25 protein-coding genes are annotated in these 25,975 nt (G+C 59.9%); 18 read left to right on the forward strand and 7 right to left on the reverse strand.

What is annotated here, in order from left to right:
• Positions 1-233 precede the first annotated feature (233 nt).
• The 10 genes from I6L44_RS09160 to mltB all read left to right on the forward strand — a co-directional run bounded on the left by I6L44_RS09160 (position 234) and on the right by mltB (position 10,089).
• On the forward strand, positions 234-608 hold the full coding sequence (locus tag I6L44_RS09160) for a hypothetical protein (RefSeq protein ID WP_139747493.1): 375 nt from the start codon (positions 234-236) through the stop codon (positions 606-608).
• 131 nt (positions 609-739) lie between these two features.
• Positions 740-1,018, forward strand: coding sequence for a peptidylprolyl isomerase (locus I6L44_RS09165; RefSeq protein WP_033136755.1), 279 nt, complete (start codon positions 740-742; stop codon positions 1,016-1,018).
• A 178-nt stretch (positions 1,019-1,196) separates the two neighbouring features.
• A complete protein-coding gene (locus tag I6L44_RS09170; protein WP_139406362.1) occupies positions 1,197-1,871 on the forward strand; it encodes a DUF1499 domain-containing protein in 675 nt (224 codons plus the stop codon).
• Positions 1,872-1,896: 25 nt separating this feature from the next.
• A complete protein-coding gene (locus I6L44_RS09175) occupies positions 1,897-2,478 on the forward strand; it encodes a carboxymuconolactone decarboxylase family protein (RefSeq protein ID WP_005344442.1) in 582 nt (193 codons plus the stop codon).
• Positions 2,478-4,631, forward strand: a complete 2,154-nt coding sequence (locus tag I6L44_RS09180) for an FAD-dependent oxidoreductase (RefSeq protein WP_216954152.1) — start codon at positions 2,478-2,480, stop codon at positions 4,629-4,631. Before I6L44_RS09175 ends, I6L44_RS09180 begins: the two co-directional genes overlap by 1 nt.
• A gap of 17 nt (positions 4,632-4,648) precedes the next feature.
• Positions 4,649-5,848, forward strand: coding sequence for an ABC transporter substrate-binding protein (locus I6L44_RS09185; protein ID WP_216954153.1), 1,200 nt, complete (start codon positions 4,649-4,651; stop codon positions 5,846-5,848).
• A 77-nt stretch (positions 5,849-5,925) separates the two neighbouring features.
• Positions 5,926-7,560 carry an ABC transporter permease gene (locus tag I6L44_RS09190; RefSeq protein ID WP_216954154.1) on the forward strand — a complete coding sequence of 545 codons (1,635 nt, stop codon included), beginning with the start codon at positions 5,926-5,928 and terminating at the stop codon, positions 7,558-7,560.
• Positions 7,561-7,583: 23 nt separating this feature from the next.
• The gene (locus I6L44_RS09195) at positions 7,584-8,234 is read left to right on the forward strand and encodes an ATP-binding cassette domain-containing protein (RefSeq protein ID WP_216954155.1); all 651 of its coding nucleotides are present in this window, start codon (positions 7,584-7,586) and stop codon (positions 8,232-8,234) included.
• A 16-nt stretch (positions 8,235-8,250) separates the two neighbouring features.
• Entirely contained in the window at positions 8,251-8,865 is a 615-nt protein-coding gene (locus tag I6L44_RS09200) for a CDP-alcohol phosphatidyltransferase family protein (protein ID WP_216954156.1), read from the forward strand.
• Positions 8,866-8,997: 132 nt separating this feature from the next.
• Entirely contained in the window at positions 8,998-10,089 is a 1,092-nt protein-coding gene (gene mltB / locus I6L44_RS09205; RefSeq protein ID WP_058058116.1) for a lytic murein transglycosylase B, read from the forward strand.
• A 48-nt stretch (positions 10,090-10,137) separates the two neighbouring features.
• Here mltB and I6L44_RS09210 read toward each other — a convergent pair whose 3' ends face one another.
• Entirely contained in the window at positions 10,138-10,620 is a 483-nt protein-coding gene (locus tag I6L44_RS09210; RefSeq protein ID WP_123173377.1) for a MarR family winged helix-turn-helix transcriptional regulator, read from the reverse strand.
• A gap of 95 nt (positions 10,621-10,715) precedes the next feature.
• On the opposite strand from I6L44_RS09210, the gene I6L44_RS09215 reads away from it, so the two are divergent.
• Positions 10,716-11,597: a DMT family transporter gene (locus tag I6L44_RS09215; protein ID WP_127006826.1), complete on the forward strand. Its 882-nt coding sequence runs from the start codon at positions 10,716-10,718 to the stop codon at positions 11,595-11,597.
• Between the two features lie 86 nt (positions 11,598-11,683).
• Here the strand turns inward: I6L44_RS09215 and pgm are convergent, their stop codons facing one another.
• Both pgm and seqA read right to left on the reverse strand, forming a co-directional pair.
• On the reverse strand, positions 11,684-13,333 hold the full coding sequence (gene pgm, locus I6L44_RS09220) for a phosphoglucomutase (alpha-D-glucose-1,6-bisphosphate-dependent) (protein WP_216954158.1): 1,650 nt from the start codon (positions 13,331-13,333) through the stop codon (positions 11,684-11,686).
• Between the two features lie 58 nt (positions 13,334-13,391).
• Positions 13,392-13,901, reverse strand: coding sequence for a replication initiation negative regulator SeqA (gene seqA, locus I6L44_RS09225; protein WP_216954159.1), 510 nt, complete (start codon positions 13,899-13,901; stop codon positions 13,392-13,394).
• A 274-nt stretch (positions 13,902-14,175) separates the two neighbouring features.
• On the opposite strand from seqA, the gene I6L44_RS09230 reads away from it, so the two are divergent.
• From I6L44_RS09230 to fldA, 4 genes are read left to right on the forward strand one after another with little or no spacing between them, the layout of a single operon-like run.
• Positions 14,176-14,958 carry an alpha/beta fold hydrolase gene (locus tag I6L44_RS09230; protein ID WP_254204280.1) on the forward strand — a complete coding sequence of 261 codons (783 nt, stop codon included), beginning with the start codon at positions 14,176-14,178 and terminating at the stop codon, positions 14,956-14,958.
• Between the two features lie 55 nt (positions 14,959-15,013).
• Positions 15,014-15,235, forward strand: a complete 222-nt coding sequence (locus I6L44_RS09235; protein ID WP_005334296.1) for a DUF2788 domain-containing protein — start codon at positions 15,014-15,016, stop codon at positions 15,233-15,235.
• Positions 15,236-15,255: 20 nt separating this feature from the next.
• The gene (ybfE, locus tag I6L44_RS09240) at positions 15,256-15,552 is read left to right on the forward strand and encodes a LexA regulated protein (RefSeq protein ID WP_005334297.1); all 297 of its coding nucleotides are present in this window, start codon (positions 15,256-15,258) and stop codon (positions 15,550-15,552) included.
• Between the two features lie 39 nt (positions 15,553-15,591).
• A complete protein-coding gene (gene fldA, locus I6L44_RS09245) occupies positions 15,592-16,116 on the forward strand; it encodes a flavodoxin FldA (protein WP_005334298.1) in 525 nt (174 codons plus the stop codon).
• Between the two features lie 90 nt (positions 16,117-16,206).
• Here the strand turns inward: fldA and I6L44_RS09250 are convergent, their stop codons facing one another.
• Positions 16,207-16,680, reverse strand: a complete 474-nt coding sequence (locus I6L44_RS09250) for a DUF4442 domain-containing protein (RefSeq protein WP_005334300.1) — start codon at positions 16,678-16,680, stop codon at positions 16,207-16,209.
• Positions 16,681-16,921: 241 nt separating this feature from the next.
• Between I6L44_RS09250 and fur the strand changes: the two genes are divergently transcribed.
• Positions 16,922-17,350 carry a ferric iron uptake transcriptional regulator gene (fur, locus tag I6L44_RS09255; protein WP_005334301.1) on the forward strand — a complete coding sequence of 143 codons (429 nt, stop codon included), beginning with the start codon at positions 16,922-16,924 and terminating at the stop codon, positions 17,348-17,350.
• A gap of 114 nt (positions 17,351-17,464) precedes the next feature.
• Here fur and glnS read toward each other — a convergent pair whose 3' ends face one another.
• From glnS to nagE, 3 genes are all read right to left on the reverse strand, one after another.
• Positions 17,465-19,126, reverse strand: coding sequence for a glutamine--tRNA ligase (gene glnS / locus I6L44_RS09260; protein WP_005334302.1), 1,662 nt, complete (start codon positions 19,124-19,126; stop codon positions 17,465-17,467).
• Positions 19,127-19,481: 355 nt separating this feature from the next.
• A complete protein-coding gene (locus I6L44_RS09265; RefSeq protein WP_042055544.1) occupies positions 19,482-22,145 on the reverse strand; it encodes a beta-N-acetylhexosaminidase in 2,664 nt (887 codons plus the stop codon).
• Between the two features lie 121 nt (positions 22,146-22,266).
• Positions 22,267-23,745 carry an N-acetylglucosamine-specific PTS transporter subunit IIBC gene (gene nagE / locus I6L44_RS09270; protein ID WP_043818489.1) on the reverse strand — a complete coding sequence of 493 codons (1,479 nt, stop codon included), beginning with the start codon at positions 23,743-23,745 and terminating at the stop codon, positions 22,267-22,269.
• A gap of 273 nt (positions 23,746-24,018) precedes the next feature.
• Between nagE and nagB the strand changes: the two genes are divergently transcribed.
• Positions 24,019-24,819, forward strand: a complete 801-nt coding sequence (gene nagB / locus I6L44_RS09275) for a glucosamine-6-phosphate deaminase (protein ID WP_005334308.1) — start codon at positions 24,019-24,021, stop codon at positions 24,817-24,819.
• A 9-nt stretch (positions 24,820-24,828) separates the two neighbouring features.
• A complete protein-coding gene (gene nagA, locus I6L44_RS09280) occupies positions 24,829-25,974 on the forward strand; it encodes an N-acetylglucosamine-6-phosphate deacetylase (RefSeq protein ID WP_216954161.1) in 1,146 nt (381 codons plus the stop codon).
• The last annotated feature ends 1 nt before the right edge of the window (position 25,975 follow it).

Genomic DNA, 25,975 nt, shown 5'->3' on the forward strand with positions numbered 1-25,975 from the left:
ACCCCACCATCAGGCACCATTTGTCACCTCTCCTCCTCTCTTTGCAACCAGAAACCCACCACGACAGAGTTTGTCGGCATAGCCCCACCCTCACCGTTTAACCAGCCCGGCACACGCCAAAGCCCGCCGTAGCGGGTGATTAAGAATTGCTCGTTCAGCGCAATCGAATTATCCCGCTGCCTTTGCGAACGTCCCTCCCTCACACTTGAACCATCAACTGAAGGAGACACATCATGCATGCACGTAGCGAACAGATGGCTGACTATATTGCCGATCGTCTCGAGTTCATCACCTTCCTCGCCTGTTGCAGCGCCCTGCTGGCCCTGCTGACCGGCATGAGTGGCCAACAGGCGCTGGCCTTTACCGCCCTGAACCTGCCGTTTGGCCTCGGCATTTTGCTGGGGATGGCGATGCTGGCCCCCCTGCCCGTCCACTGGCGGCTGCCGGGGCTCACCTTGCTGCTGGCAGGTTGCGCTCTGATGACCCTGCAACTGGGGGGAGAGTGGCTCAATCCGCTGGCCATCTGGAGCCTCTACGCCCTGCTCGGGCTGGAGATCATCTGGCAAGCGCGTCCCCGCGCCATGCTGGCCACCCGCGCTCGCCAGTAACAGGGCTGACGAACGCCGGTAAATGGCGGGGTGATGGCTGACGCCGGTGGCAAATTGGGGTACTCTTGCGCCCCCATTTGCTACCACTCTTGGCGTTAACAACCTTCGCCATCACTCCCAGGAGCGCCCCGATGAAAAAAGCCTGTGCCCAGCACATTCTGGTCAAGACCGAAAAACAGTGTCTGGAGATCAAGGAGAAGATCGAGAAGGGAGCCGACTTCGGCCAGATGGCCAAGCGCTTCTCCACCTGCGCCTCTTCAAAACGCAGCGGCGATCTGGGGGAGTTCAATAAAGGGGATATGGTCAAGCCCTTCGACGATGCGGTATTCAAAGGCGAACTGCTCAAGGTGCTGGGGCCGGTGCGCACCAAGTTCGGTTTTCATCTGATCAAAGTGCTCTATCGCAACTAAGTCATCGCAACTGACCATTCTCTCGGTGAAGCTCCCGTCAGGCGGGCTTCACCTCCCTCTGCATTCCCTCGCAAAACTGGCCAAAACCACGCCAAACTCTCATCAATTTACTAACGTTATCAGGCAATTAAGTTTATCCTTCTCGGCATTGTCCACATTCGACGATGGATCCCGTGCTATGCCCCGCTCTTGCTTGTGGCCCCTGCTGGCCTGGTTACTCCCGCTCGCTGGCGCCCTCGGCAGCCGCTTTCATCTCTGGCCCTGGTGGATAGGTTTTGCGATCTGTCTCATCGGAGCCCTTGTCTCCCTGATCTTGCTGGTACGCCTGCCCTGGAGCCGCAACCGCTATGCCAGCGGCCTTGGCGCCTTGCCACTGCTGCTACCGCTGACCTTTGTGCTGCAGGCGCTGCGCATGCCGCTGATCAACGATGTGAGCACAGATCCCTACAATCCCCCCCAGCTACGCTGGGCGGCAGAGCTGAGAACGGCGCAGGATCTGCCAATAAATAGCGCACCGCTGAAAGCAGTTGAGGCAAAACCCGGTCCTCTCTTTACCAGGGCCTCTCCTGCCGAAGTGCTGATTGAAGCCAACGAGCTGATGCAGGAGCTGGGCTGGCAGATACGACCCAGCCCGGATGGCCTGGATGCAGTGGTCACCACCGGCTGGTTCGGCTTTCAGGATGATGTGGCGCTGCGGGTCTTTGCCGGCCCCAAAGAGACCCGCATCGATATGCGATCAGCCTCCCGTCAGGGGCAAAGCGATCTGGGCACCAACCGGGCGCGGATCGAGGATTTCCTGACCCGCCTGAACGAGCGGTTGGGCCAAGCCTACAAACCCAATTTGAAACCGTAAGAGTGAAACAACAAGAAGGTAACTGATGCGCGTTGAGGTCAAACCCGACCGGGAATATGCCTGGTTTATCCGCCCCTTTTTCTGGCTGCAAAAGCGCAACTATGGTCAGGTGCTTATTCCGGGCAAGTGCTGGGGCCGCTCGCCGCGCCTCTTTGCCGCCGTCGCCACCCTCTACGGGGTCATCAACCGCAAGCGCTCCCCCATCGATCCCGTGCTGCGCTCGCTGGTGACGGTGCGGGTCTCCCAGCTCAACTGGTGTCGTTTTTGCGTCGACATCAACGCCATGACCCTGGTAAAGAGAGCCGGCTCCAGCGAGAAGGTGGAGGCGCTGGCCAACTGGCGCGAAAGCTCCTTGTTTGACGAGCGGGAAAAAGCGGTGCTCGACTACACCGAAGCGATGACTGGCCTCGATGGGGTGAGCGATGAACAGGCGGCCCGCCTCAAGCCCTGGTTCGATGACGATGCCATGGTGGAGCTGACCGGCCTTATCGCCTTCCAGAACATGTCGGCCAAGTTCAACGCCGCCCTCGATATCGCACCGCAGGGCTTCTGCCAGCTGCCTGTGCAACCGGAACGCCCTGCCCAGCCAGACAGCAAGGACGCCTGATGAACCGGACCCGCCTGCTGCTTGCACTGGTGATGGGGAGCCTTATCGGCACCTTTTTTGCCCTCGATCTTGGCCGTTACCTCACTCTGGACGCCTTGCAGGCCCAGCAGGCGGCAGTGGCGCAATGGGTCGACAGTCACTTTGTCTCGGCCAGCCTGCTGTTCGTGCTTATCTATGTGCTGAGCACCGCCCTCTCCCTGCCCGGCGCCAGCCTGCTCACCCTGGGTGGTAGCGCAGTGTTCGGCGTCGCCTGGGGGCTGCTGCTGGTCTCCTTTGCCAGCACCATAGGCGCAACCCTGGCCTTTCTCAGCGCTCGTTTTCTGCTGCGCGACTGGGTCACCGCCCGCTTTGGCGACAAGCTGGCCACCTTTCAGTCCGGCATGGCGAAGGAGGGGGCCTTCTATCTGCTGAGCCTGCGCCTCATCCCCATCTTCCCCTTCTTTCTGGTCAATCTGCTGATGGGGCTCACCCCCATCAGAGTCAGCACCTACTACTGGGTCAGCCAGCTTGGCATGTTGCCCGGCACCTTCGTCTATGTGCTGGCGGGCAGCGAGCTTGGCCAGTTAACCAGCACCGGCAATATTCTCTCCCCCGGCCTGATGGTCGCGTTGACCCTGCTGGGGCTGATGCCCTGGCTGGTCAAGAAATTGACCGACAAGCTCGCGCTGCGCCGCTTGCTCTCCCCCTACCGCAAACCCGCTCGCTACGACTACAACCTGCTGGTGATCGGTGCCGGTGCAGGTGGGCTGGTCACCAGCTATATCGCGGCAGCGGTGAAGGCCAAGGTGGCGCTCATCGAGAAACACAAGATGGGGGGCGATTGCCTCAACAGCGGTTGCGTCCCCTCCAAGGCGCTGATCCGAAGCGCCCGCTTTGCCGCAGAGCAGCGTAAAGCCGACGAGCTGGGCTTTAGCCCAAGCCACTCCCGCGCCGATTTTACCGCCGTGATGGAGCGGGTAGCGGAGGTTATCAAGGAGGTCGAGCCACACGACTCCATCGAACGCTATCAGGGGCTTGGAGTGGAATGCATCGAAGGGGAGGCGCGGCTGGTCTCTCCCTGGGAGGTGGAGGTGAACGGCCAGCGCCTTGCCAGCCGCCATATCGTTATCGCCACTGGCGCTCGGCCGCTGGTGCCCAAGCTGCCGGGGCTGGATCAGGTGCCTTACCTCACCTCGGATAGCCTCTGGCAGCTGCGCACCCCGCCGCGCCGCCTGCTGGTGCTGGGCGGCGGCCCCATCGGCTGCGAGCTGGCCCAGAGCTTCGCCCTGCTCGGCATTCCCGTGACCTTGGTGGAACTCTCGGAGCAACTGCTGCCCCGCGAAGAGAGAGAGGTAGCCGACGCCCTTGCCGGGCAAATGAGCCGAGATGGTGTGCAGCTACTCACCGGCTGGCGCGCCGAACGAGCCGACTATCTGCCCGCAGCCAAGGGGGATCTCCCCATCCGGCTGCAACTGCGCCGGGGCGATGAGACACAAGTGGTGGAAGGGGATCAACTGCTGCTGGCACTGGGTCGGGTCGCCAACGTCAGCGGCTTCGGGCTCGAAGCGTTGGGGGTCGAGCTGGCCCCCCGCGGCACCCTAGCGGTCGATGGCTTCCTTGCCACCAACTTCCCCAGCATACTGGCAGTGGGAGACGTAGCGGGCCCTTACCAGTTCACCCACTTTGCCGCCCATCAGGCCTGGTATGCGGCGGTCAATGCCCTGTTTGGCCAGTTCAAGCGCTTTCGGGCCGACTATCGGGTCATTCCGGCGGCCACCTACACCACGCCGGAGATTGCCCGGGTCGGCCTCAATCGCAAGGAGGCCGAAGCGCAGAGGATCCCCTTCGAGGCGACCCGCTTCGAGCTGGCCGAGCTGGACAGAGCCATCGCCGATGGGGAGCGCCACGGTTTTGTCGAGGTGCTGACCGTGCCGGGCAAGGATACTATCCTTGGCGCCACCATAGTGGGCACTCACGCCGGTGAGCGGATCGCCGAGTTCGTGCTCGCCATGCGTCACCGCCTCGGCCTTGGCAAGATCCTCGGCACCATTCACGCCTATCCCACCCTGATGGAGGGGAACAAATATGTGGCGGGTGAATGGAAAAGGGCCCACCAGCCCACCCGGGTACTGGCGTTGCTGGCCCGTTATCACCGCTGGCGCCGTGGCGCCTGACAACCAGAGAAACGTTTATGCTCAAGCCATTCTCACAACTCAACTCACAGCTCAAACAGCGGCTAAATGTCCTGCTGTGCGCCCTGCCACTGCTGGCCAGCGGCTCGCTGTTGGCGGCCAATCCAGACGGCAACTGGCAACAGACCCTTGAGGAGGCGAAGGGACAGACCGTCTACTTCAACGCCTGGGGCGGCAGCCCGGAGATCAACGCCTATCTGGTGTGGGCCGGGCAGGAGCTGGCGCGCGACTATCAGGTCAAGCTGGTGCAGGTGAAGGTGGATGATATCGCCCAGAGCGTCAGTCAACTGCTGGCCAACAAGCTGGCAGGCAAGCAAGCTGGCGGGCCCATCGATCTGCTCTGGGTCAACGGCGAGAACTTCAAGGTGCTCAAGGAGCAGGGGCTGCTCGGCGCTCCCTTTACCTCCGAGCTGCCCAACATGGCACTGGTCGACAGCAGCCTGCCGGTGAGTGAGGACTTCACCCTGCCGGTGGAAGGGCTGGAAGCCCCCTGGGGCATCGGCCAGCTCAATCTGATGGTCGACACCGAAGAGGTCGCCAGCCCGCCCACCTCGGCATCAGCCCTGCTGGCGTGGGCCAAGGCTCATCCCGGCCGCTTCACCTATCCCAAGCCGCCCCAGTTCCATGGCTCCAGTTTTCTCAAGCAGATCCTGCTGGAATTGACGCCAGACCCCGCCCCCCTCTATCGGGAGGCGACTGAGAGCAACTTTGCCAAGCTCACCGCCCCGCTCTGGGCCTGGCTCGATGAGCTTCATCCGGCGCTCTGGCGCAAGGGCAAACTGTTCCCCACCAGCGCCGCTGAGACCCGCCAGCTGCTCGATGATGGCGAACTGGCCATGGCTATCAGCTTCAATCCAAAGGAGGCGCAAAGCGCCGCCCAGATTGGCGCCCTGCCCCCCAGTGTGGAGGCGATTGCCATGGAGAAAGGGGCGCTCACCAACAGCCATTTTCTCGCCATCCCCTTCAACGCCAGTGCCCGTGCGGGAGCTAAAGTGGTGGCCAACTTTCTGTTAAGTCCGGCGGCGCAGGCGCGCAAGGCCAATCCGGCATTCTGGGGTGATCCCAGCGTGCTGCGGGCCGATGCCCTGCCTGACTCCGCCAAAGGGCAACCGGCACTGCGCTTCAAAGCGGTAGCCGAGCCTCACCCCAGCTGGCAGCTCAAACTGGAAGCGGCCTGGGCCGAGCGTTACGGTCACTGATGAGTGCCGCTGGTCACCCGCTTTCCCGCTCCCGACCGTGGCGCCGGTTGACACGCCACCCCAGTATGAGTACGGGGATGGCGGTCATTTATCTGGCGCTCTTCGTTATCCCTCTGCTGGCAGGGCTATGGCAACTGCTGGCGGAGGGGATGGCCACCTCTCATCTCGCCTTGCTGCTCGCCCAGCCTGGCCTGTGGCACTCAGCAGCGCTGAGTCTGTGGATTGGCGCCGCCTCCACCCTTGGCAGCCTGCTGATGACAGCCCTGCTGCTGGCCCACAGCGACAGCCGGGCTTTCGGGCTGCTCCGCCGTCTGCTCTCGCCCATGCTGGCAATGCCCCACGTCGCCTTTGCCATCGGCTTTGCCTTTCTGCTCGCCCCCTCCGGCTGGCTGCTGCGGCTCCTCTCGCCAGCTCTGACCGGGTTTGATCTTCCCCCCGATTGGCAGACCATTCGCGACCCTTGGGGGCTCGGGCTGATTGCACTGCTCGTTTTCAAGGAGACCCCCTTTCTGCTACTGATGGCGATGGCCGCACAGCAACCCATCCAGCTGGCACGCCAGCAGTGGCTGGGGGCAAGCCTCGGTTTCAGTGTCCCCCAGATCTGGTGGCGTCTGCTGCTACCGGCACTCTGGCCCGCCCTGCGCCTGCCCATCTATGCGGTGGCGGCCTACGGAGTGGCGGTGGTGGATCTCGCCCAGCTGCTCGGGCCCGATGCCCCCGCCCCGCTGGCGGTGCGGTTGTGGCTCTGGTATCAGGACCCGGATCTGCTCTGGCGCGGAGCCACCGCCAGCGGCGCCCTGCTTTTGCTCGCCATCACGGCGTTGCTCATCGCTCTGCTCAGATTACTGGAGTGGCTTCATAAAGAGATGGGCAAAGGCTGCTGGCTCGATGGCAAACGGGCGGCGCCCCACTTCTTTGCCAACCGGCTCGCAGCAGGCTTTGCCTTCACCCTGATCACCCTCAATCTGGCGGTGCTGGCGGCGCTGCTGCTCTGGTCGCTGGCGCGCCGCTGGCCCTTTCCCGCCCTCTGGCCCAGCCAGTGGAGCAGTCATTACTGGCTGGATCTGCTGCCAACCCTGCTGCCACTGCTGGTAACCAGCGCACTGCTGGCGCTGGTGAGCGGCTTGTTGGCACTGATGATGGCGGTGTGCAGTCTGGAGGCGCAAGCCGGGCGCCGCCCCTGGCCGCTCTGGCTTATCTGCCTGCCGCTGTTGCTGCCGCAGGCAAGCCTGCTGTTTGGCATCCGGCTCGGGTTGGACTGGCTTGCGCATGACTCGATAAGCAGCGGCATTGGCTGGGGCTGGGTGCTCTGGAGCCAGCTGTTGTTTGTCTTTCCCTATGTCTATCTCTGCCTGCACGGCCCCTATCGCCAGTTCGACCCGCGGATCACCCAGAGCGCCCTGCTGCTGGGGGCCACACCGTGGCAAGCCTGGTGGCAGGTCAAAGCGCCGCTGCTGGCGCGCCCGCTGCTGTTTGCCTTCGGCGTCGGGGCGGCGGTGAGTCTGGCCCAGTATCTGCCAACCCTGTTGTTTGGGGCTGGCAGAGTGGTCACCATCACCACCGAAGCGGTGGCCATCGGCAGCGGCCTCAACCGGCGGCTGGCGGGGCTCTACGGCCTGCTGCAACTGCTGTTGCCACTCGTTATCTATCTGCTGGCGCTCTGGCTGCCGGCGCGGCTCAATCCGGCGCTCAAGGGGGGCGGCTCACGATGAACTCTCACGATGGAAACAACCATATGCTGAGCACCACGCCTCTTCGGCTTTACCTTGATGAAAATCTGCTGCTTTCACTCCCTGCCCTGCAAGTGGCCCCCGGCGAGGTATTGACCCTGATGGGACCAAGCGGCTGCGGTAAAAGCTCCCTGCTGGCGGGGCTCGCCGGGGTACTGCCCGGCGCGCTGGCAGGAAATGGCCCGATCCGGCTGGAGGGGAAGATAAGGCTCGGCGAGCGGCTACTCAACACCTTGCCTGCGCAAGCACGGCGCATCGGCATGCTGTTTCAGGATGACCTGCTGTTCGACCATCTGACGGTGGCGGAGAACCTGATGTTCGGCATGCCTGCGATCATCAAGGGAAAACGCGCGCGGCGGGAAAAGGCGTTGGCCGCATTGGCGCAGGTCGCACTGGCAGATCAGGCTGACAAGCTGCCGCCGCTGCTGTCAGGGGGGCAGCGGGCGCGGGTCAGCCTGCTGCGGGCACTGTTGGCGGAACCCGACGCCCTGCTACTGGACGAGCCCTTCTCCCGCCTCGACAAGCCGCTGCGGGCCGCCTTTCGCGAACTGGTGTTCGCGCAGATCAAGGCGCTGGCCATCCCTGCCATCCTGGTGACCCACGATGCGGAAGACGCGCCGGGCACCATACTCAACCTCACCGAATGCCACTGTTAACCGAGGAATGTTCACCTTGTTTGATCGCCATCTGATCCCCGTGATCCGCAGCCCCCTCACCCAGCTTGCCAAACCGCTCTGCCGTGCGGGGATCAGTGCCAATCAGGTGAGCCTCACCGGCTTTGCCATCGGCATGCTGGCGCTGCCGCTGCTGGCCTTTGGCGGCTATCAGTGGGCACTCGCGGCCATCCTGCTCAACCGGCTGCTGGACGGGCTCGATGGCGCCGTGGCGCGGGAAACCGGCATCACCGACTGCGGCGGCTTTCTCGACATCACGCTCGACTTTATCTTCTACGCCGCCGTGGTGCTGGGCTTTGCCCTCGCCGCCCCCGCCAATGCGCTGCCCGCCGCCACCCTGCTATTTGCCTTTATGGGTACCGGCTCGAGCTTTCTGGCGTTTGCTATCATGGCGGGCAAGCGGGGGATCGATAATCCGGTCTACCACCATAAATCTCTCTACTATCTGGGCGGCCTCACCGAGGGGAGCGAGACCATCGCGCTCTTTGTGCTGATGTGCCTGTGGCCCGCCGCCTTCGCCCCGCTCGCCTACGGCTTTGCCCTGCTCTGCGCCATCACCACCCTGACCCGGCTCTGGAGCGGTTACCACACCCTGCGTCCCCCCGAGCGCTAACCAGCACAGCCCTCACAGAAGGGCTAATCCATCGCACGATGAATTGGCGGCAAACAAGGCGCACGGAACACTTGCACGGGGATGGCAATGTTTTACCATGACGACACTTTTATCAGTCTCTTTGAGAACCCTATGCGTCGCCTTGCCTCTCTTCTCACTCTGTCGTTATTCCCCCTGCTCGGTGGCTGCAGCAGCGCCCCCGCGCCAAAGCCCGTGGTCGTCCCCCAGCCCAAGAGCGCCTTTATCAATCAAGCTCCATCGAGCAAACCCGTTTATACACAAGGGGTTAGCAAGGGGGACTTCGCCAATCGCCCCAACGTGGATCGGTTCGTCCAGAAAATGGTCGAGAAGCACGGTTTTGACAACGCCCAGCTGCATCAGGTGCTGGCACAGGCAGAGCGTTACGACTGGATCATCCGCCTGATGGATGCCCAGGCGCCGACTACCGCCAAGCCCACCGGCCCGACCGGCGCCTGGAACCGCTATCGCGCCAAGTTCATCACCCCGGACAACGTACAGAATGGCGTCAACTTCTGGCGTGAATACGCAAGCGAGCTGAACCGAGCGGAGCAGATCTACGGGGTGCCGCCGGAGATCATCGTCGGCATTATCGGGGTGGAGACCCGCTGGGGCCGGGTGATGGGCAAGACCCGCATTCTGGATGCGCTGGCCACTCTGGCATTTGATTATCCGCGCCGCGCCGAGTTCTTCACCAGCGAGCTGGAAGCCTTCCTGGTGATGACCCGCGACGAGGGGATGGATCCCACCGAACCCAAGGGCTCCTATGCGGGCGCCATGGGCTACGGCCAGTTTATGCCCTCCAGCTTCCAGCGCTATGCGGTGGACTTTGATGGCAACGGCCACACCAACCTGTGGGATCCGGTAGATGCCATCGGCAGCGTCGCCAACTACTTCAAGGCCCACGGCTGGGAGAAAGGCCAACCGGTGGCGGTGCGCGGTCAGGGCCAACTGCCCGGCTATGAGCATGGCTTCCAGACCCGCTACCCGGTGGCCTCCCTGCGCCGCGCAGGGCTCACCCCCACCAGCAGCCTGGGCAACCACAGCGAAGCGAGCCTGCTGCGCCTCGATGTCGGCACCGGCTACCAATACTGGTACGGCCTGCCCAACTTCTACACCATCACCCGCTACAACCACAGCACCCACTACGCCATGGCGGTGTGGCAGCTGGGGCTGGCGGTGAAAGAGGCCAAAGGCGGTTACTGAGTCAAGCACTGATTTGCCAACAAAAACGGGCCTGCTGGCCCGTTTTTGTTATTCGTTTTGCAGCAACCAGCGTTTGAGCAGTGCCGCTAACTGAGCCTGCTCCGCCTCGGTCAGTGGCGCCAGCAGGCGACGCTCGTTGGCCACGTGCAGCTCAACCGCTCGGTCGATAAGCGCTTTGCCCGATTCGGTGAGGCAGACCAGCAGGCTGCGCCGATCGCTGGGCGCCGCTTGCCGCTCTATCAGTCCCCGCTCGGCCAGCTTGTCGAGCCGGGCCGTCATGGCACCAGAACTCAACATGGCCGATTGGTAGAGCACTGTCGGCGTCAGTGGCTCACCCGACCGACGCAGGGTCGCCAAAATGTCGAAGTCCGTGCCAAGCAAGCCGCACTCCTTGAGCTCTTCACTCACCTCACGACCGGCAATTGCCGCCATCCTGGCTACCCGACCCAGCACCCCCATAGGAGAACAGTCGAGATCCGGTCGCTGCCGGGCCCACTGAGCCAGCAGCAGGTCTACATGATCTGATTCCATCGCCAACTACTTATCTTCATATCGAGATACTTGATGATAAATCAATTTGGCGCTAATTTATCTTCACTTGAAGATACTTTTCAAAGAGATAAATAATGCCAATGCTGATCGCCTTGCTGGCTCCACTGCTTTGGGGCAGCACCTATGCTGTCGTCAGCCTCTACCTGACTGACTACTCACCCTACTGGGTTGCCGTATGGCGAGCACTGCCTGCCGGGCTGCTCTTGTTACTGTTACATCCGCGCATGCCGCCTCTGCCCTGGGGCAAGCAGTTCCTGTTGGCGTTTTGCAACATTGCCGCCTTCTTCGCTTTGCTGTTTGTGGCGGCCTTCCGGCTGCCGGGGGCAGTAGCAGGTACACTTGGTGCCACCCTACCGCTGGTGCTGATGCTACTGGCCTGGTTGCAAGATGGCACACGACCAAGCCTGAAATGGCTACTGCTGGGATTGATGGGGCTGGCTGGGGTATTACTGTTGCTCAACCCCTCTGCCAATCTGGATCCTGTCGGAGTTGCATGCGCCATGCTGGCCACAGTGCTGATCGGCCAATCCAGCCGTTGGATGCGCCACTGGCCGGTAAACGATCTGCTGGCGCTGACCGCTTGGCAATTGCTGCTTGGGGGCTTGATGCTGATCCCGCTCGCCTGGTGGCTGGCTGGCCCAATGCCGTTGCCGGATCCGGCCAGTGCGCCGGGATTGCTCTGGTTGATCCTGCTCAACACCGCGCTGGGCTACTGGGCCTGGTTGTGGGGATTAAAGCACCACGGCCCGGAGGTGATGGGCATGCTGGCCCTCACCAATCCCATGATGGCTGTGTCGCTTGGGGTATTGATGGTGGGTGAAACCCTGGATGTCAGCCAGTGGATCGGCATCGGGGTGATCTTGCTCTCCCTGTTCCTGATGAAGCTGCCAGCACGCCCCTTTTTCAAACGTTGGCAAGCTCGCCGAGCGAGTACAGGGATCTGTAACGAGGCGTAAACACCAGAACACCTCAACCCGCGCATAAAAAAGAGGAGCCACTTCGGCTCCTCTTTTTTGTCAACGGTCAGCGACTGGAAGGTGGCTTATACACCTGCTTTGGCCAGCGCAGCAGAGACGATCTGCTGAGCCTCTTGCTGGATGAGGTCGAGGTGCGTGTCGCCCTTGAAGCTCTCCATGTAGATCTTGTAGATGGACTCAGTGCCAGAGGGGCGCGCCGCGAACCAGCCGTTCTCGGTCACCACCTTGAGGCCGCCGATGGCGGCATCGTTGCCCGGCGCCTTGGTCAGCTTGGCGATGATGGGCTCACCCGCCAAAGTTGAGGCTTCCACCAGAGCAGGATCCAGCTTGGAGAGCACCGCTTTCTGGGCACTGTTGGCCGGTGCGTCGATACGGCGGTAGCTGGAGCGGCCGAACTTGGCTTCCAGCGCGTCGTAGTGGGCCTGCGGATCCTTGCCGGTGACCGCCAGAATTTCCGCTGCCAGCAGCGCCAGAATGAAGCCATCCTTGTCGGTGGTCCAGACGGTGCCATCTTTGCGCAGGAAGGAGGCGCCCGCGCTCTCTTCACCACCAAAACCGAACTCGCCGCTGTAGAGGCCATCCACGAACCACTTGAAGCCGACCGGCACCTCTTTGAGGGTACGGCCAATCTCGCCGGCCACCCGGTCGATCATGGACGAGGAGACCAGCGTCTTGCCAACGGCCGCATCGGCAGACCAGCCGGTGCGATGGGTAAACAGATACTGGATTGCCACCGCCAGATAGTGGTTCGGGTTCATCAGGCCGGACTTGGTGACAATGCCGTGACGGTCGTAGTCAGGGTCGTTGCCAAGGGCGATGTCGAACTTGTCTTTGAGGGCAATCAGGCTCGCCATGGCGAACGGGCTGGAGCAGTCCATCCGGATCTTGCCGTCTTTATCCAGGGTCATGAAGGAGAAGGTCGGATCGACCTTGTAGTTCACCACCTCGATGTTCAGACCATAGGTCTTGGCGATGACGTCCCAGTAGGCGACGCCGGATCCGCCCAGCGGATCGACACCGATCTTGATGCCCGCGTTCTTGATGGCATCCATGTCCAGCACGTTCTTCAGATCATCCACATAGGGGGTGACATAGTCGTGCTCGACCACGAACGGGCTCTTGAGCGCCTCGGCGAACGGCATCCGTTTCACGCCAGCAAGACCCGCTTCCAGAATGGCGTTGGCACGGTCCTCCACCCACTTGGTGATCTCCCCTTCGGCAGGGCCACCGTGGGGCGGGTTGTACTTGAAGCCACCATCTTCCGGCGGGTTGTGGGACGGGGTGATCACCACACCGTCGGCGCGCGCGGCAGGCTTGCCCGCGTTATGGCGCAGGATGGCGTGAGAGATGACCGGGGTCGGGGTAAAACCGAGGCCAGCCTGAATGCGGGTCTCGACGCCGTTGGCCGCCAGCACTTCGACGGCGCTGGCAAAAGCGGATTCGGACAGGGCGTGGGTATCCATGCCGACAAACAGCGGGCCCGTAATGCCGGCTTGCTGGCGATACTCCACCAGCGCCTGGGTCACCGCCAGAATATGGGATTCGGTAAAGGCGCTGTGCAAGGCGCTGCCACGGTGGCCGGAGGTACCAAAGGCCACCCGCTGCTCGGGGCGGCTCATGTCCGGCTTGTTAAGGTAGTAGGCGCTGACCAGACGGGGAATATTGGTCAGGTCGCTTAAACGGGCCGGCTGACCGGCGTGGGAATGCTGAGCCATGGCGTTTTCCTTGCGTAATGGCGGCCTTGCCGGGCAAGGCCTGAGTCTTGAAGAATCGTTAAATTGCGCCACACACCTGCGCGATCACCTCTTCGCCATAGCCCATGCTGGCCATCAGCTGGGCCACCATATTCTGCTTGCGGCTGGTGTTGGTGTTGGTGATCACCCAGAACGGGGTCTCCGGTACCGGCTTGGGCTTGGTGGTGCTGCCACTGGCACGCAGAGCCTCGGGATCCTGCGAGAAATAGACGCGCTTGCGCCCCTTGATTTCGGTGGCCTGGGTAAAGCCTTCCGGGTTATCCCGGTAGAGGGTACTCAGCACCAGCATAAAGCGGTTGATGGACTTCTCTTCTTTTTGCAGTTCACCGGAATCGAGCAGGGCTTGCAGCCCTTGTCGGGTGGCTACCGCACTGGGCTGCGCGACGGTAACGGGCTCGGCAACCGGCACACCTTGGTGAGCAGGCTGTTCCAGCAGACGGCGCAGGATATCGGAGGCACTCTCACCAATGTGCCGGGTCTGGCTGGCGATATAGAAGTAGAGATCGTCATCAAGCTCGATGGTTTTCATAGGGATGCGCTGGACTCGTCGAAATTCGGATGCGGCGATTATACATAGGCAAACCCGACAGCCCAAGCAAGGGGCTGGCAGATGTACATGAATCTCATCGAGAATACGGCATAATAGCGGGCCAAGTGTGTGATCAGCCGCACTGATAGCCGATCCGGACAGGATTTTTTAGAAAAAAAACCACATAAAATCCCAATCCATTGGACGAAATCCTTTTCTTTCCAGTGCGTTAAATAAAACAGCGATACGCACCCACGACCGACAAGGTGTCATTTTGCAACAAAACAGCATATTGAACTTCAAGGAGCAGGGTCAGGGCCCGGCGGTCATTCTGATCCACGGCCTGTTTGGCAGCCTCGACAACCTCGGCCTGCTGGCCCGAGCCCTATGCGAACAGTACCGGGTCATCAGCGTCGATCTGCGCAACCACGGCGCCTCCTTTCATAGCAGCGAGATGAGCTATCCGGCACAAGCGGCCGATATCCTCACCCTGATGGATCGGCTGGAGATTGCCGAAGCGACCCTGATTGGCCACTCGATGGGCGGCAAGGTGGCGATGCAGGTCGCCAAGCTGGCGCCTGAGCGGGTGACCAAGCTGGTGGTGGCCGACATGGCGCCGGTCGCCTATCCCCACTCCCGCCACCAGAATGTGTTCGCCGGACTCAACGCCACACTGCGCACGCCGCCGCAAAGCCGCAGTAAAGCGGAAGCCATGCTGGCGCAGCACATCGAGATCGCCGGGGTACGCCAGTTCCTGCTCAAATCCTTCGCCAAAGGCGAGCATGGCTGGGGTTGGCGCTTCAATGTGCCCGCCCTTGAGCAAAACTACGCCAACATCATGGGCTGGCCAGCGGATAAACGCCGCTTCGAGGGGCCGGTGCTCTTTATCAAAGGGGGGGATTCTGACTATATGCAGCCCCAATACAGCGAGACGGCACTGGCCCAATTCCCGGCGGCAAAGGTGCGTGTCATCGCGGGTACCGGCCACTGGCTGCATGCGGAAAAACCGGCTCTGTTCAACAAATTGGTTGTGGATTTCCTGTCGACAGGCGGTTAACAGTTTCAAATCCTTTGTGATATAGTGCGCCCGTCATAAGGAGTGTGCGCAATCCATGCTAAGTGAACATATCGACCTGATCGAAAGTTTGGGCCTCAAGTTATTCTTTGTGGCCATTTTCATATTGATTGGCCTGGCCATTCAGGACGTGCTCAAGCGCGGCAACGTGCCCCGTTTCGGTCGTTTTATCGTCTGGTTGGTACTGTTTCTGGGTTGTGCGGGTTTTGTCGCCAAGGGGCTGATCGAACTGGGCTGGGAAGGCTCAGGACTCGGCTAACTTATTTTCATCTGTGATGTATGGCCAAACAGCAAACTGATCGAACAACACTGGATCTGTTCGCAAATGAGAAGCGCCCCGGCAGGCCAAAGACCAATCCACTCCCCCGCGAGACCCAGCTCAAGATCAACAAGCGTAACCAGCTTAAGCGCGATCGGGAAAATGGGCTGAAGCGGGTAGAGTTAAAGGTGGAGGCCGAGTTGCTGGAGCGCCTGAACCAACTTGCGTTACAACAGAACATCAGCCGAGCCGAGCTGATCCAATCTATCCTGAAACAACAGATTGAGTCCGCCTTTGCGGTGGACATTGCAGTCTGAGCGTTGAGCATTAACACCAAATACGGGTAACTAAACACTATGGCAAGTGTAGGTCTGTTTTTTGGCAGCGATACCGGTAACACCGAAGCTGTCGCCAAGATGATCCAGAAAGAGCTGGGCAAAAACCTGATTGAAGTCCGTGACATCGCCAAGAGCAGCAAGGCCGACATTGAGAGCTTTGATCTGCTGATGTTCGGCATCCCGACTTGGTACTACGGCGAAGCCCAGGCCGACTGGGACGACTTCTTCCCCGATCTGGGCGAAATCGACTTCACCAACAAGCTGGTCGCCATCTTCGGTTGCGGTGATCAGGAAGACTATTCCGAGTACTTCCTCGACGCCATGGGCACCCTGCGCGACATCGTCGAAGCAAAAGGCGCCATCATCATCGGTCACTGGCCGACTGCCGGCTACGAGTTCGAAGCCTCCAAGGCACTGGTCGATGACAAGCACTTTGTCGGTCTGGGTATCGATGAAGATCGCCAGCCGGAGCTGACCGCCGAGCGCGTCAAGGGCTGGTGCAAGCAGCTGCACGAAGAGATGTGCCTGGGCGAGCTGGAGTAATCCGCTTCCCCTCATACCTCTGACAACAAGGGCCCCGACGGGGCCCTTGTTGTATCTGCAAGTGGCGATGCTTGCCTTTATTCTCCCTTGTTATTCACCTCTGTGCTCCGGTTTGGCTCGCACATAGAGGGTGCGCTTGACCTGCGCCACCAGCTCGCCGCTCTTGTCCTGTACCGTGACCTCGAATTCGGGGAAGTGCTTGTTGCCACCTTCAGTCGCCGCCACGATTTCGGCCAGCTTGCCCTCGGTCAGGTTGAACTCGGCCACCAGCTTGCCCTTGCCCGGCTTGATATAGTTGATGCTGCCCGCCTTGTCCCAGACGTAGTAGCGATTCTTGAAGTAGCCCATCAGCATCAGAGGATAGATGGGGTCAGTCATGGCAAACATGCTGCCGCCAAACTGGGTGCGGTTGGCATTCTTGTTCCACCAGCGGGATTTCAGGGTAACCCGACAGTAGCGAAAGTCATCGCTCAGGGTCTCTATCTTGATACCGGCGCCCCAGAAAGGGGGCCAGGCGTTGAGTGCGCGGCGCACCCAGGCCGCATTGTCAAAAAGCCAATCCATGGATCTCATCCGACCAGAATATGAAAGTTACATCTTATCAACATCTGCCATGCCAGCAAGTCGGACGACACGATTGATTATTTCAATCCAACCGGCCATTTATGGCTAAACCCCTTGAATTGCTGGGTTTATTTTTAGGGAGGCTACGACCTATAATGACAGGCCAAGCGAGTTCAAGGTTGCCATTCCTGCGGCAGTCCATCAGAATAACCCCACCTTCGAGAATGCGAATAAGTAGAATATGGCAGACAACAACCAAGCGTTAAAAAAGGCCGGGCTCAAGATCACCTTGCCCCGGGTCAAAATCCTGGAAATCCTGCAACAGCCGGACTGCCAGCACACCAGCGCCGAAGATCTCTATAAACGACTGATCGACCTGGGTGAAGAGATTGGTCTCGCTACCGTCTATCGCGTTCTCAACCAGTTTGATGATGCCGGTATCGTTACCCGTCACCACTTCGAAGGTGGCAAGTCGGTATTCGAGCTGGCCACTCAGGAGCACCACGACCACCTGGTTTGCCTTGACTGCGGCAAGGTGATCGAGTTCTCCGACGAAGTGATCGAACAGCGCCAGCGCGAGATCGCCAAGAAATTCAATATCCGTCTCACCAACCACAGCCTCTACCTCTACGGTCACTGTGCAACAGGTGAGTGCAAGCACGACGAATAAGTCGCCCGTGACTTGCAGATAACGGACAATAAAAAGCCAGCATCAGCTGGCTTTTTATTGTCCGGCGCAGGCCGTTGGCATCGCACAGGGCAGGGTCTCCCCTGCCCCATCGGCTTAGCCTTCGACTTTGCCCCAGGAGTCACGCAGGGCAACGGTGCGGTTGAACACCAGATGCTCCGGGCTGGAGAGCTTGTTGTCGGCGCAGAAGTAACCTTCACGCTCGAACTGGTAAGCCTGCTCCGGCTTGGCGTTCTTCAGGGATGCCTCGACACGGGCCCCCTCGATGATCACCAGGGATTCCGGGTTCAGCGCAGCTTCAAAGTCATCCTCGGCGCCCGGGTTCGGCACCTTGAACAGACGGTCGTAAAGACGCACTTCCGCTGGCAGGGAGTGAGTGGCGCTGACCCAGTGGATCACCCCTTTCACCTTGCGGCCATCGGCCGGATCCTTGCCCAGAGTCTCGGGGTCGTAGGAGCAGTAGATGCAGGTGACCTTGCCATCGGCATCTTTCTCGATGCGCTCGGCCTTGATCACATAGGCATTGCGCAGACGCACTTCCTTGCCCAGCACCAGACGCTTGAACTGCTTGTTCGCCTCTTCTTTGAAGTCCGCTTCATCGATGAAGATCTCGCGTGTGAAGTTCAGCTCGCGGGTACCCATCTCGGCATTGCTCGGGTGGGCCGGGGCTGTCAGCACTTCGTCGGCAGCCAGGTTCTCGATGACCACTTTCACCGGATGCAGCACGGCCATGGCGCGCGGCGCATGCTCGTTGAGGTCTTCGCGGATGCAGGCTTCCAGCATGCTCATCTCGACGATGTTGTCCTGCTTGGTGACGCCGATGCGCTTGCAGAACTCGCGGATGGAGGCCGGGGTGTAACCACGACGACGCAGACCGGAGACGGTCAGCATGCGCGGGTCATCCCAACCATCGACGTGCTTCTCGGTCACCAGCAGGTTCAGCTTGCGCTTGGACATGACGGTGTATTCGAGGTTCAGACGAGAGAACTCGTACTGACGCGGATGGCAGTCGATGGTGATGTTGTCCAGCACCCAGTCGTACAGGCGACGGTTGTCCTGGAACTCCAGGGTACAGATGGAGTGGGTGATCCCTTCCAGCGCGTCCGAGATGCAGTGGGTGAAGTCATACATCGGGTAGATGCACCACTTGTCACCGGTCTGGTGGTGGTGGGCAAACTTGATGCGGTAGATAACCGGATCGCGCATCACCATGAAGGGGGATGCCATGTCGATCTTGGCGCGCAGGCAGGCGGTGCCTTCGGCGAACTCGCCGTTCTTCATCTTGGCAAACAGCGCCAGGTTCTCTTCCACGCTGCGATCTCGGAACGGGCTGTTCTTGCCAGCTTCAGTCAGGGTGCCACGGTACTCGCGCATCTGCTCGGGCGTCAGCTCGTCCACATAGGCCAGACCCTTTTCAATCAGCTCGATGGCGTAGCCGTGCAGCTTGTCGAAATAGTCGGAGGAGTAGCAGATCTCGCCGTTCCACTGGAAGCCGAGCCACTGTACGTCCTGCTTGATGGACTCTACGTACTCGATATCTTCCTTCACCGGGTTGGTGTCATCGAAACGCAGGTTGCACTGGCCCTGATAGTCGCGGGCGATGCCGAAGTTCAGGCAGATTGATTTGGCGTGGCCGATATGGAGATAACCGTTCGGCTCGGGCGGAAAACGGGTATGCACGCTGCTGTGCTTACCGCTGGCCAGATCTTCATCAATGATCTGACGAATAAAGTTAGTTGGGCTGTTCGCCTGACTCATGGCTCACCTCAAAAAAGCGTCACTGGCGGAAGTTGTGCCGGCTGGCACCCTCATCCCCCCGCCGTCAAGCCGGATATGATCCCTTATTACGGGCGCTGTCTCAACCTGAATTTGGCACTTCCGGGCCATTTCCCGGCCATTGCGCCGCTAAAAACGGCGTGGCTTGGCACATTGCACCCCAAATGCATAAAAAAGCCCCGCACTAGGCGGGGCTGAAAGTGATGAAAAACACAAAACAGACAATTACACACAACAAAGGCTCACACGCACAGTCAACCTTTCCCAAATCCGATGCGCCATCGCCCTTGGGAAAGGCGGGTCTTGCGACCCACCTCATGTTAACGGTTGACTGCTATCAGTTCAGTTCGGTGACGCGGCTGGTGCGCTTGCCATCGAAGCTGGTGGTACGCAGGTAGACCTTGCCATTCACGCTCGGCTTGGCCGCGGCGTCATAGGCACTCCAGTTGGTACCGTCCAGGCTGTACTGGATGGGCAGACCCGGCAGATCCACGTTCGCTTCCAGCACACCGTTCACTACCTTGGCACCCGGTACGGAGAGGCGGTATTCAACACCGGCCTGATCCAGTTTCGGCAACACGCGCTGACCCAGTACGTTGGCAAACTGGTTCCACTCTTTGTTGAGGGTGGCCTTGTTGACGAACTTGGTCTCGCCGGAGAACTCGCGGTTCTTCACGTAATCCAGCTCGAAGCCACCTTTGTGCCAGGCACGCTCGGCCACAGAGAAGATACGCGGGTAGACCATGTACTCGTACTGAGCATCGGTACGCACGGTTTCACTCCACTGCTGACCGGAGATCCCCTTGAACTTGACCGGATCCTGGTCACCCTTGGCCACGAAGGCGTTGCCGTCGCGGTCAACCGAAGTCTCGGCGTTCTGCGGCAGGTTTTCCGGGGCGAAGGCAAATACCTTGCGGGTGTCGTTGAAACGGGTTGCCCAGTAGTAGCCACGCTCAGCCGGGTGTACTTCGTTCGGGAAGTCGAAGTAGAGGTAATCCGGGTTGGACAGCACCACTTGGTAACCCTTGTGGGCCCACTTCATCGCTTCGTTGAAGCCACCCCAGTAGAGGGTTTCCCAGAAGTTGACACGGGTGTTGTCGGTGGCGAAATCCTTGGCACCGCTGGCGTACTTCAGACCATCTTCCCACGCCTGCAGGGTAGAGAAGCCGCGGTCTTTGACCATCTGGCCCACTTCCTTGGCGAAGTAAACCGGCAGCTCGCCCACTTCCTTGATCTTGCCTTCATCGATCATCTTCTGGCACATCGGGGACTTGCCAAACGGCTTGTCCTGCTTGCTGGAGTCGACGTTACCTTTCCAGGCGACCAGCTCTTCTTTCTTGGTGACGGCCGGATCCTGATAGCCACCGCCCTGCATGATGTTCTTCGCCTCATCACCACCGTAGTGCCATGCGGTCAGCGGCTGACCGGCGGCCTGGTGCATCTGGGCAACTTCATCCATTACCTTGGCCACGAAGGTGGCAGCACCCGGCTGGCAAGGGTTGATGAAGGACATCTTGTCGTAGAACTGGACCGAGGTGACGTTGGAGGTGTCAGCCGGATCAGTCAGACGGAACTGGTTGGCTTCCGCTTCTTTGCCTTCCGCCATCAGACGCTTGTAGCGCGCTTCCATGGATACCACGGCAGCACGGGCGTGGGCCGGCATGTTGATCTCGGGGATCACGGTCACACCGCGGGCCTTGGCATAACGCACCAGATCCACGTAGTCAGACTTGCTGTAGAAACCGGAACCCTGGTTGTCGCTGGTCGGGCCGGAACCCAGTTGCGGCATCAGGCACTTGGTTTCGGACTCGTCGTGGCAACGCTGGCTACCGACCTGGGTCAGCTCCGGCAGACCCGGGATCTCCAGACGCCAGCCTTCATCGTTGGTCAGGCCAAGGTGCAGCACGTTGAGCTTCATGGCAGACATCTGGTCAACCAGCTTCTTCATGGTATCCAGACTGCGGAAGTGGCGGGCCACGTCGGTCTGCATGCCACGGTATTCAAAGCGCGGCGCATCCTCGACGGTCATCGGGCTCACCAGCTTGTCATCAACACCCAGCAGGGAGATCAGGGATTGTGCACCCCAGAATGCCCCGTCGATGTCGCGCCCCTGGATCACTGTGCCCTTCTGACCGATGGTCATGTCATAGCCTTCAGCCTGCTTGAGCTTGCTGCCGAGCTTGATGGTCACCGGGTAGCCGGTGTCGGAGAGGGTAACACCCAGCTTGGTCAGTTGAGCCTTCAGGGCCTCGGCGCGATCGCTCGGCAAGTCCAGGGCATTTAGCTTGATGGTAGAGAAGTCAACCTGCGGACCAGCCTTGACCACTTGCTTCATCGGGGTCGGCAGGATCTGGTTGTCAATCTTGCCAGCCGGCAGCAGGGTGCTGGTCTGGTTGGCCGCGAAACGGGTTTCGCTGTTCATCAGGATGTTCTTGTCATCCTTGGTGCGCTTCCAGCCATCGGCCGGCATCGGCTTCTCGTAGGTGCTGGCATCATTGATGTTGCTCATGCTGGCCAGTACTTTCGGCTCGGCACCTTCGCTGGCGACATACCAGTTCGGCATGATGTCAGATTCGAACAGTACCCAGTATTCCACCACCAGCGGCACTTCGACCGTAGCATCCTTGGCAAAGCCCTGGAACTTCTCGGTTGGCGTCAAACGATAGAGATCGCCGGTCAGGTGAGTGATGGTGAACTGGTCGTTATCCACACGCTGGATACGACGGATGGAGGAGACGTAGATGCTCCAGTCTTTGGAGGTGACGTCCGCACCGGTATTGGTCAGGTGCAGCTTGGCAACGCCACAGCTCGCCCACTCGGAACCGAGTGCCTGGCAATCGAGGCCGGCACCGGCACCGTCGTTGGTGACCACTTCATACTTGACCACCAGGTTGTTGGCGAGGGAGTCGACCACAGCCTGCTTGGCGGCATCGGCTGCCTGGACCTGGCTGACAAAAACGGTAGACATGGCAATGGCTAACAGAGAATGTTTCAAGTTCATAACTGCTGCTCTCATTTGAAGTAAAGGTTGGATTTTCTTGGCTTTTTTATATGGGGCCCCTGAGCGGGGCCCTTAGTTATGTCAACAATGGACTTAGACTTGAGGTGAGCGAGTCGCTCGATTAACGCAGGGCTTTCATCTCACCGGCGATGATTTCGGCCAATGGGCCCAGAATCACCTGCAGGTTCTGCTCACCGAGTTTGACCACACCGGCCGCGCCCAGGGCTTTCAGCTTGCGCTCATCGACGATGCTGCGGTCTTTCAGAGTCAGACGCAGACGGGTGATGCAGGCATCGATGGAGACCAGGTTCTCTTGACCACCCAGCACTTCCAGGTATTGCTTGGCCAGCTCGGTACGGTTGGTAGATTGAGCGGCAGCCGGAGCAGTATCTTCGTCATCTTCACGACCCGGGGTTTTCAGGTTCAGCTTGGCAATCACTACGCGGAACACGGTGTAGTAGAGGCCGAAGAAGACCAGACCCTGAGGGATCAGCATGTACCAGTTGGTCGCCAGCGGGTTACGGCTGGAGAGCACCATATCCACCAGACCGGCACTGAAACCGAAACCGGCCATCCACTGCATGGAGGCAGCGATGAACACGGAGATACCGGTCAGTACGGCGTGGATGACATACAGTACCGGCGCCACGAACATGAAGGAGAACTCGAGCGGCTCGGTGACACCGGTGAAGAAGGAGGCAAAGGCAGCTGCGATCATGATGGAGGCAACTTTCTCTTTGTTCTCTTTCTTGGCGGAGTGGTAGATGGCCAGAGCGGCACCCGGCAGACCGAACATCATGATGGGGAAGAAGCCAGCCTGGTACATACCGACTACGCCTTTCACCTGATCCAGGCTCTTGCCAGCGGCCAGAGCGGCATCGATGGTAGCCTGACCACCCAGGAAGTTCGGGATGTCGTTGATACCGGCCACGTTGAACCAGAACACGGAGTTCAGGGCGTGGTGCAGACCGATCGGGATCAGCAGACGGTTGAAGAAGGCGTAGATACCGGCACCGGTAGAGCCCAGGCTCACGATGGACTCACCGAAGGAGACCAGACCACCGTAGATTGCCGGCCATACGGCCATCAGGATGAAGGATACGACGATCATCACCACGGAGGTTACGATCGGTACCAGACGACGACCGGAGAAGAAGGAGAGTGCCTTGTGCAGCTCGACGCTGCTGAAGCGGTTGTACAGCTCAGCGGCGATAACACCACACAGGATACCCACGAACTGGTTGCTGATCTTGGCAAACGCGGCAGGAACCTGCTCCACCGGGATGCTCTTGATCTGGGCCACAGCGCCCGGGCTCAGCAGGGTGGTAACGACCAGGAAGCCGACCAGACCTGCCAGAGCAGCAGAACCGTCTTTATCCTTGGACATACCGTAAGCGACACCGACTGCGAACAGTACGGACATGTTATCGATAATGGCTGCGCCCGCTTTAATCAGGAAGGCAGCCAGCGCACTGTCACCACCCCAACCATTCGGGTCAATCCAGTAGCCAACCCCCATCAGGATCGCTGCGGCAGGCAATACCGCTACCGGCACCATCAGGGCACGGCCGATCTTTTGCAAATAACCGAGAATGTTCACGGTTCCTCTCCTTAGTTAATGTTTTTCTAGAAATTAAGTGCTTATCACGTTTGACGCATAAGCCATCAAGGCTTGATTGGCAGTCTAGGGCTTTTATTTCGCTGCGCAAATTAATAAACCGATAATCGTGATCGTTATCACCCAAACAAGATAAAGGTGGTGGATAGATGTGGCTTAGTTCGCAATCTTTATTTACGCTATAAAACAACTTGAATCCGTCTTAGCCAATTGCCACCGCCAAACCGGTCGCAACCCGACACAGAGGTATCCCATATGCGCCTGATCCCGTTGAAATCTGCCAGCCAAGTAGGCCTGTGGTCTGCTCGTTACATCGTTGACCGCATCAACGCGTTCAAGCCAACCAGCGATCGCCCTTTCGTACTGGGCCTGCCCACCGGTGGCACGCCGCTCAATACCTACAAGCGCCTGATCGAGTTGCACAAAGCCGGTGAAGTGAGCTTCCAGAACGTGGTCACCTTCAACATGGACGAGTACGTCGGCCTGCCGGAAGATCACCCGGAGAGCTACCACAGCTTCATGCACAACAACTTCTTCAGTCACATCGACATTCGTCCCGAAAACATCAACATCCTCAACGGCAATGCCGAGGATCTGGTGGCCGAGTGCAAGCGCTACGAAGACAAGATCAAGTCCTACGGCAAGATCCACCTGTTTATGGGTGGTGTGGGCAACGACGGCCACATCGCGTTCAACGAGCCGGCCTCTTCCCTCTCTTCCCGCACCCGGGTCAAGACCCTGACCGAAGACACCCGCATCGCCAACTCCCGCTTCTTCGGTGGCGACATGGAGCAGGTGCCCAAGCTGGCCCTGACCGTGGGTGTCGGCACCCTGATGGATGCGGAAGAGATCATGATCTTGGTCACCGGTCACGGCAAGGCACTGGCCCTGCAGGCCGCAGTGGAAGGCAGCGTCAACCACATGTGGACCATCTCTACCCTGCAACTGCATCCGAAGGGAATGATGGTGTGCGACGAGCCCTCCACCATGGAGCTCAAGGTCAAGACCGTTCGCTACTTCCAGCAACTGGAAGCCGCCAACATCGGCCGTCTGTAAGGAGTCGTCATGTACGCATTGACCAACTGCACCCTCTACACCAGCAGCTGCGTGCTAACCGGTTACGGGGTGCTTATCGAGGGCGACAAGATTGTCGCCATCTCTCACCAGGCCGAACTGCCTGCGGGCATCGAGCAGATTGACCTCAAGGGCGCCAACCTGACCGCCGGTTTTATCGACGTGCAGCTCAACGGCTGTGGCGGGGTGATGTTCAACACCGACATCACGGTCGAGACCCTGGCAACCATGCAGGCGGCCAACCTCAAATCCGGTACCACCAGCTTCCTGCCGACCCTGATCACCAGTCCGGATGCCGACATGAAGCAGGCCGTTGCGGTGACCCGTGACTACATGGCTGCACACCCCAACGAGGTGCTGGGCGTCCATCTGGAAGGGCCTTACACCAACCTCAAGCGCAAGGGGATCCACCCTGCCGCGCAAATTCGTCAGCCAGCGGACGAGATGATCGACTTCTTCTGCGCCAACGCGGATGCCATCACCAAAATCACCCTGGCACCGGAACGCAACGAGCCGGCCCATATCCGCCGTCTGGTGGAAGCGGGCATTCTGGTCTCGGCCGGTCACACTGCCGCCAGTTACGATCAGGCCATGGCCGGGTTTGATAACGGTATTCGCTTTGCGACCCACCTCTACAACGCCATGACCCCGACCCTCAACGGTCGCGAGCCGGGCGTCGTAGGCGCCATCTACGATCGCAAGGATGTCTACGCGGGCATCATCGTCGATGGCCACCATGTGCACTGGGCCAACGTGCGTCTGGCTCACAAGGCGCTGGGGGAGCGACTGGTGCTGGTCACCGATGCCACCGCAGCAGCCGGAGCGCCGGAAGGCTTTGAGAAATTTGATTTTTGTGGCACCACCGTATTTTTACGCGATGGTCAGTGTGTCGACGAGAATGGTACACTCGGCGGTTCCTCCCTCACCATGATTGAGGGGGTGGAAAATCTGGTCAAGCAGGTCGGATTACCGCTCGATGAAGCACTGAGAATGGCCAGCCTCTACCCCGCTCGCGCCATTGGATGGGACTCACGTCTCGGTAGTATCCAGGTCGGTAAAGTAGCCAACCTCACTGTCTTCGATCAGGACTTCACGGTCCGTGGGACCGTGGTTAACGGACACTACACACAACAGTGAC

The sequence above is a fragment of the Aeromonas sp. FDAARGOS 1414 genome, from assembly GCF_019047065.1.
GTDB classification, from domain to species: Bacteria; Pseudomonadota; Gammaproteobacteria; order Enterobacterales; family Aeromonadaceae; genus Aeromonas; species Aeromonas veronii_A.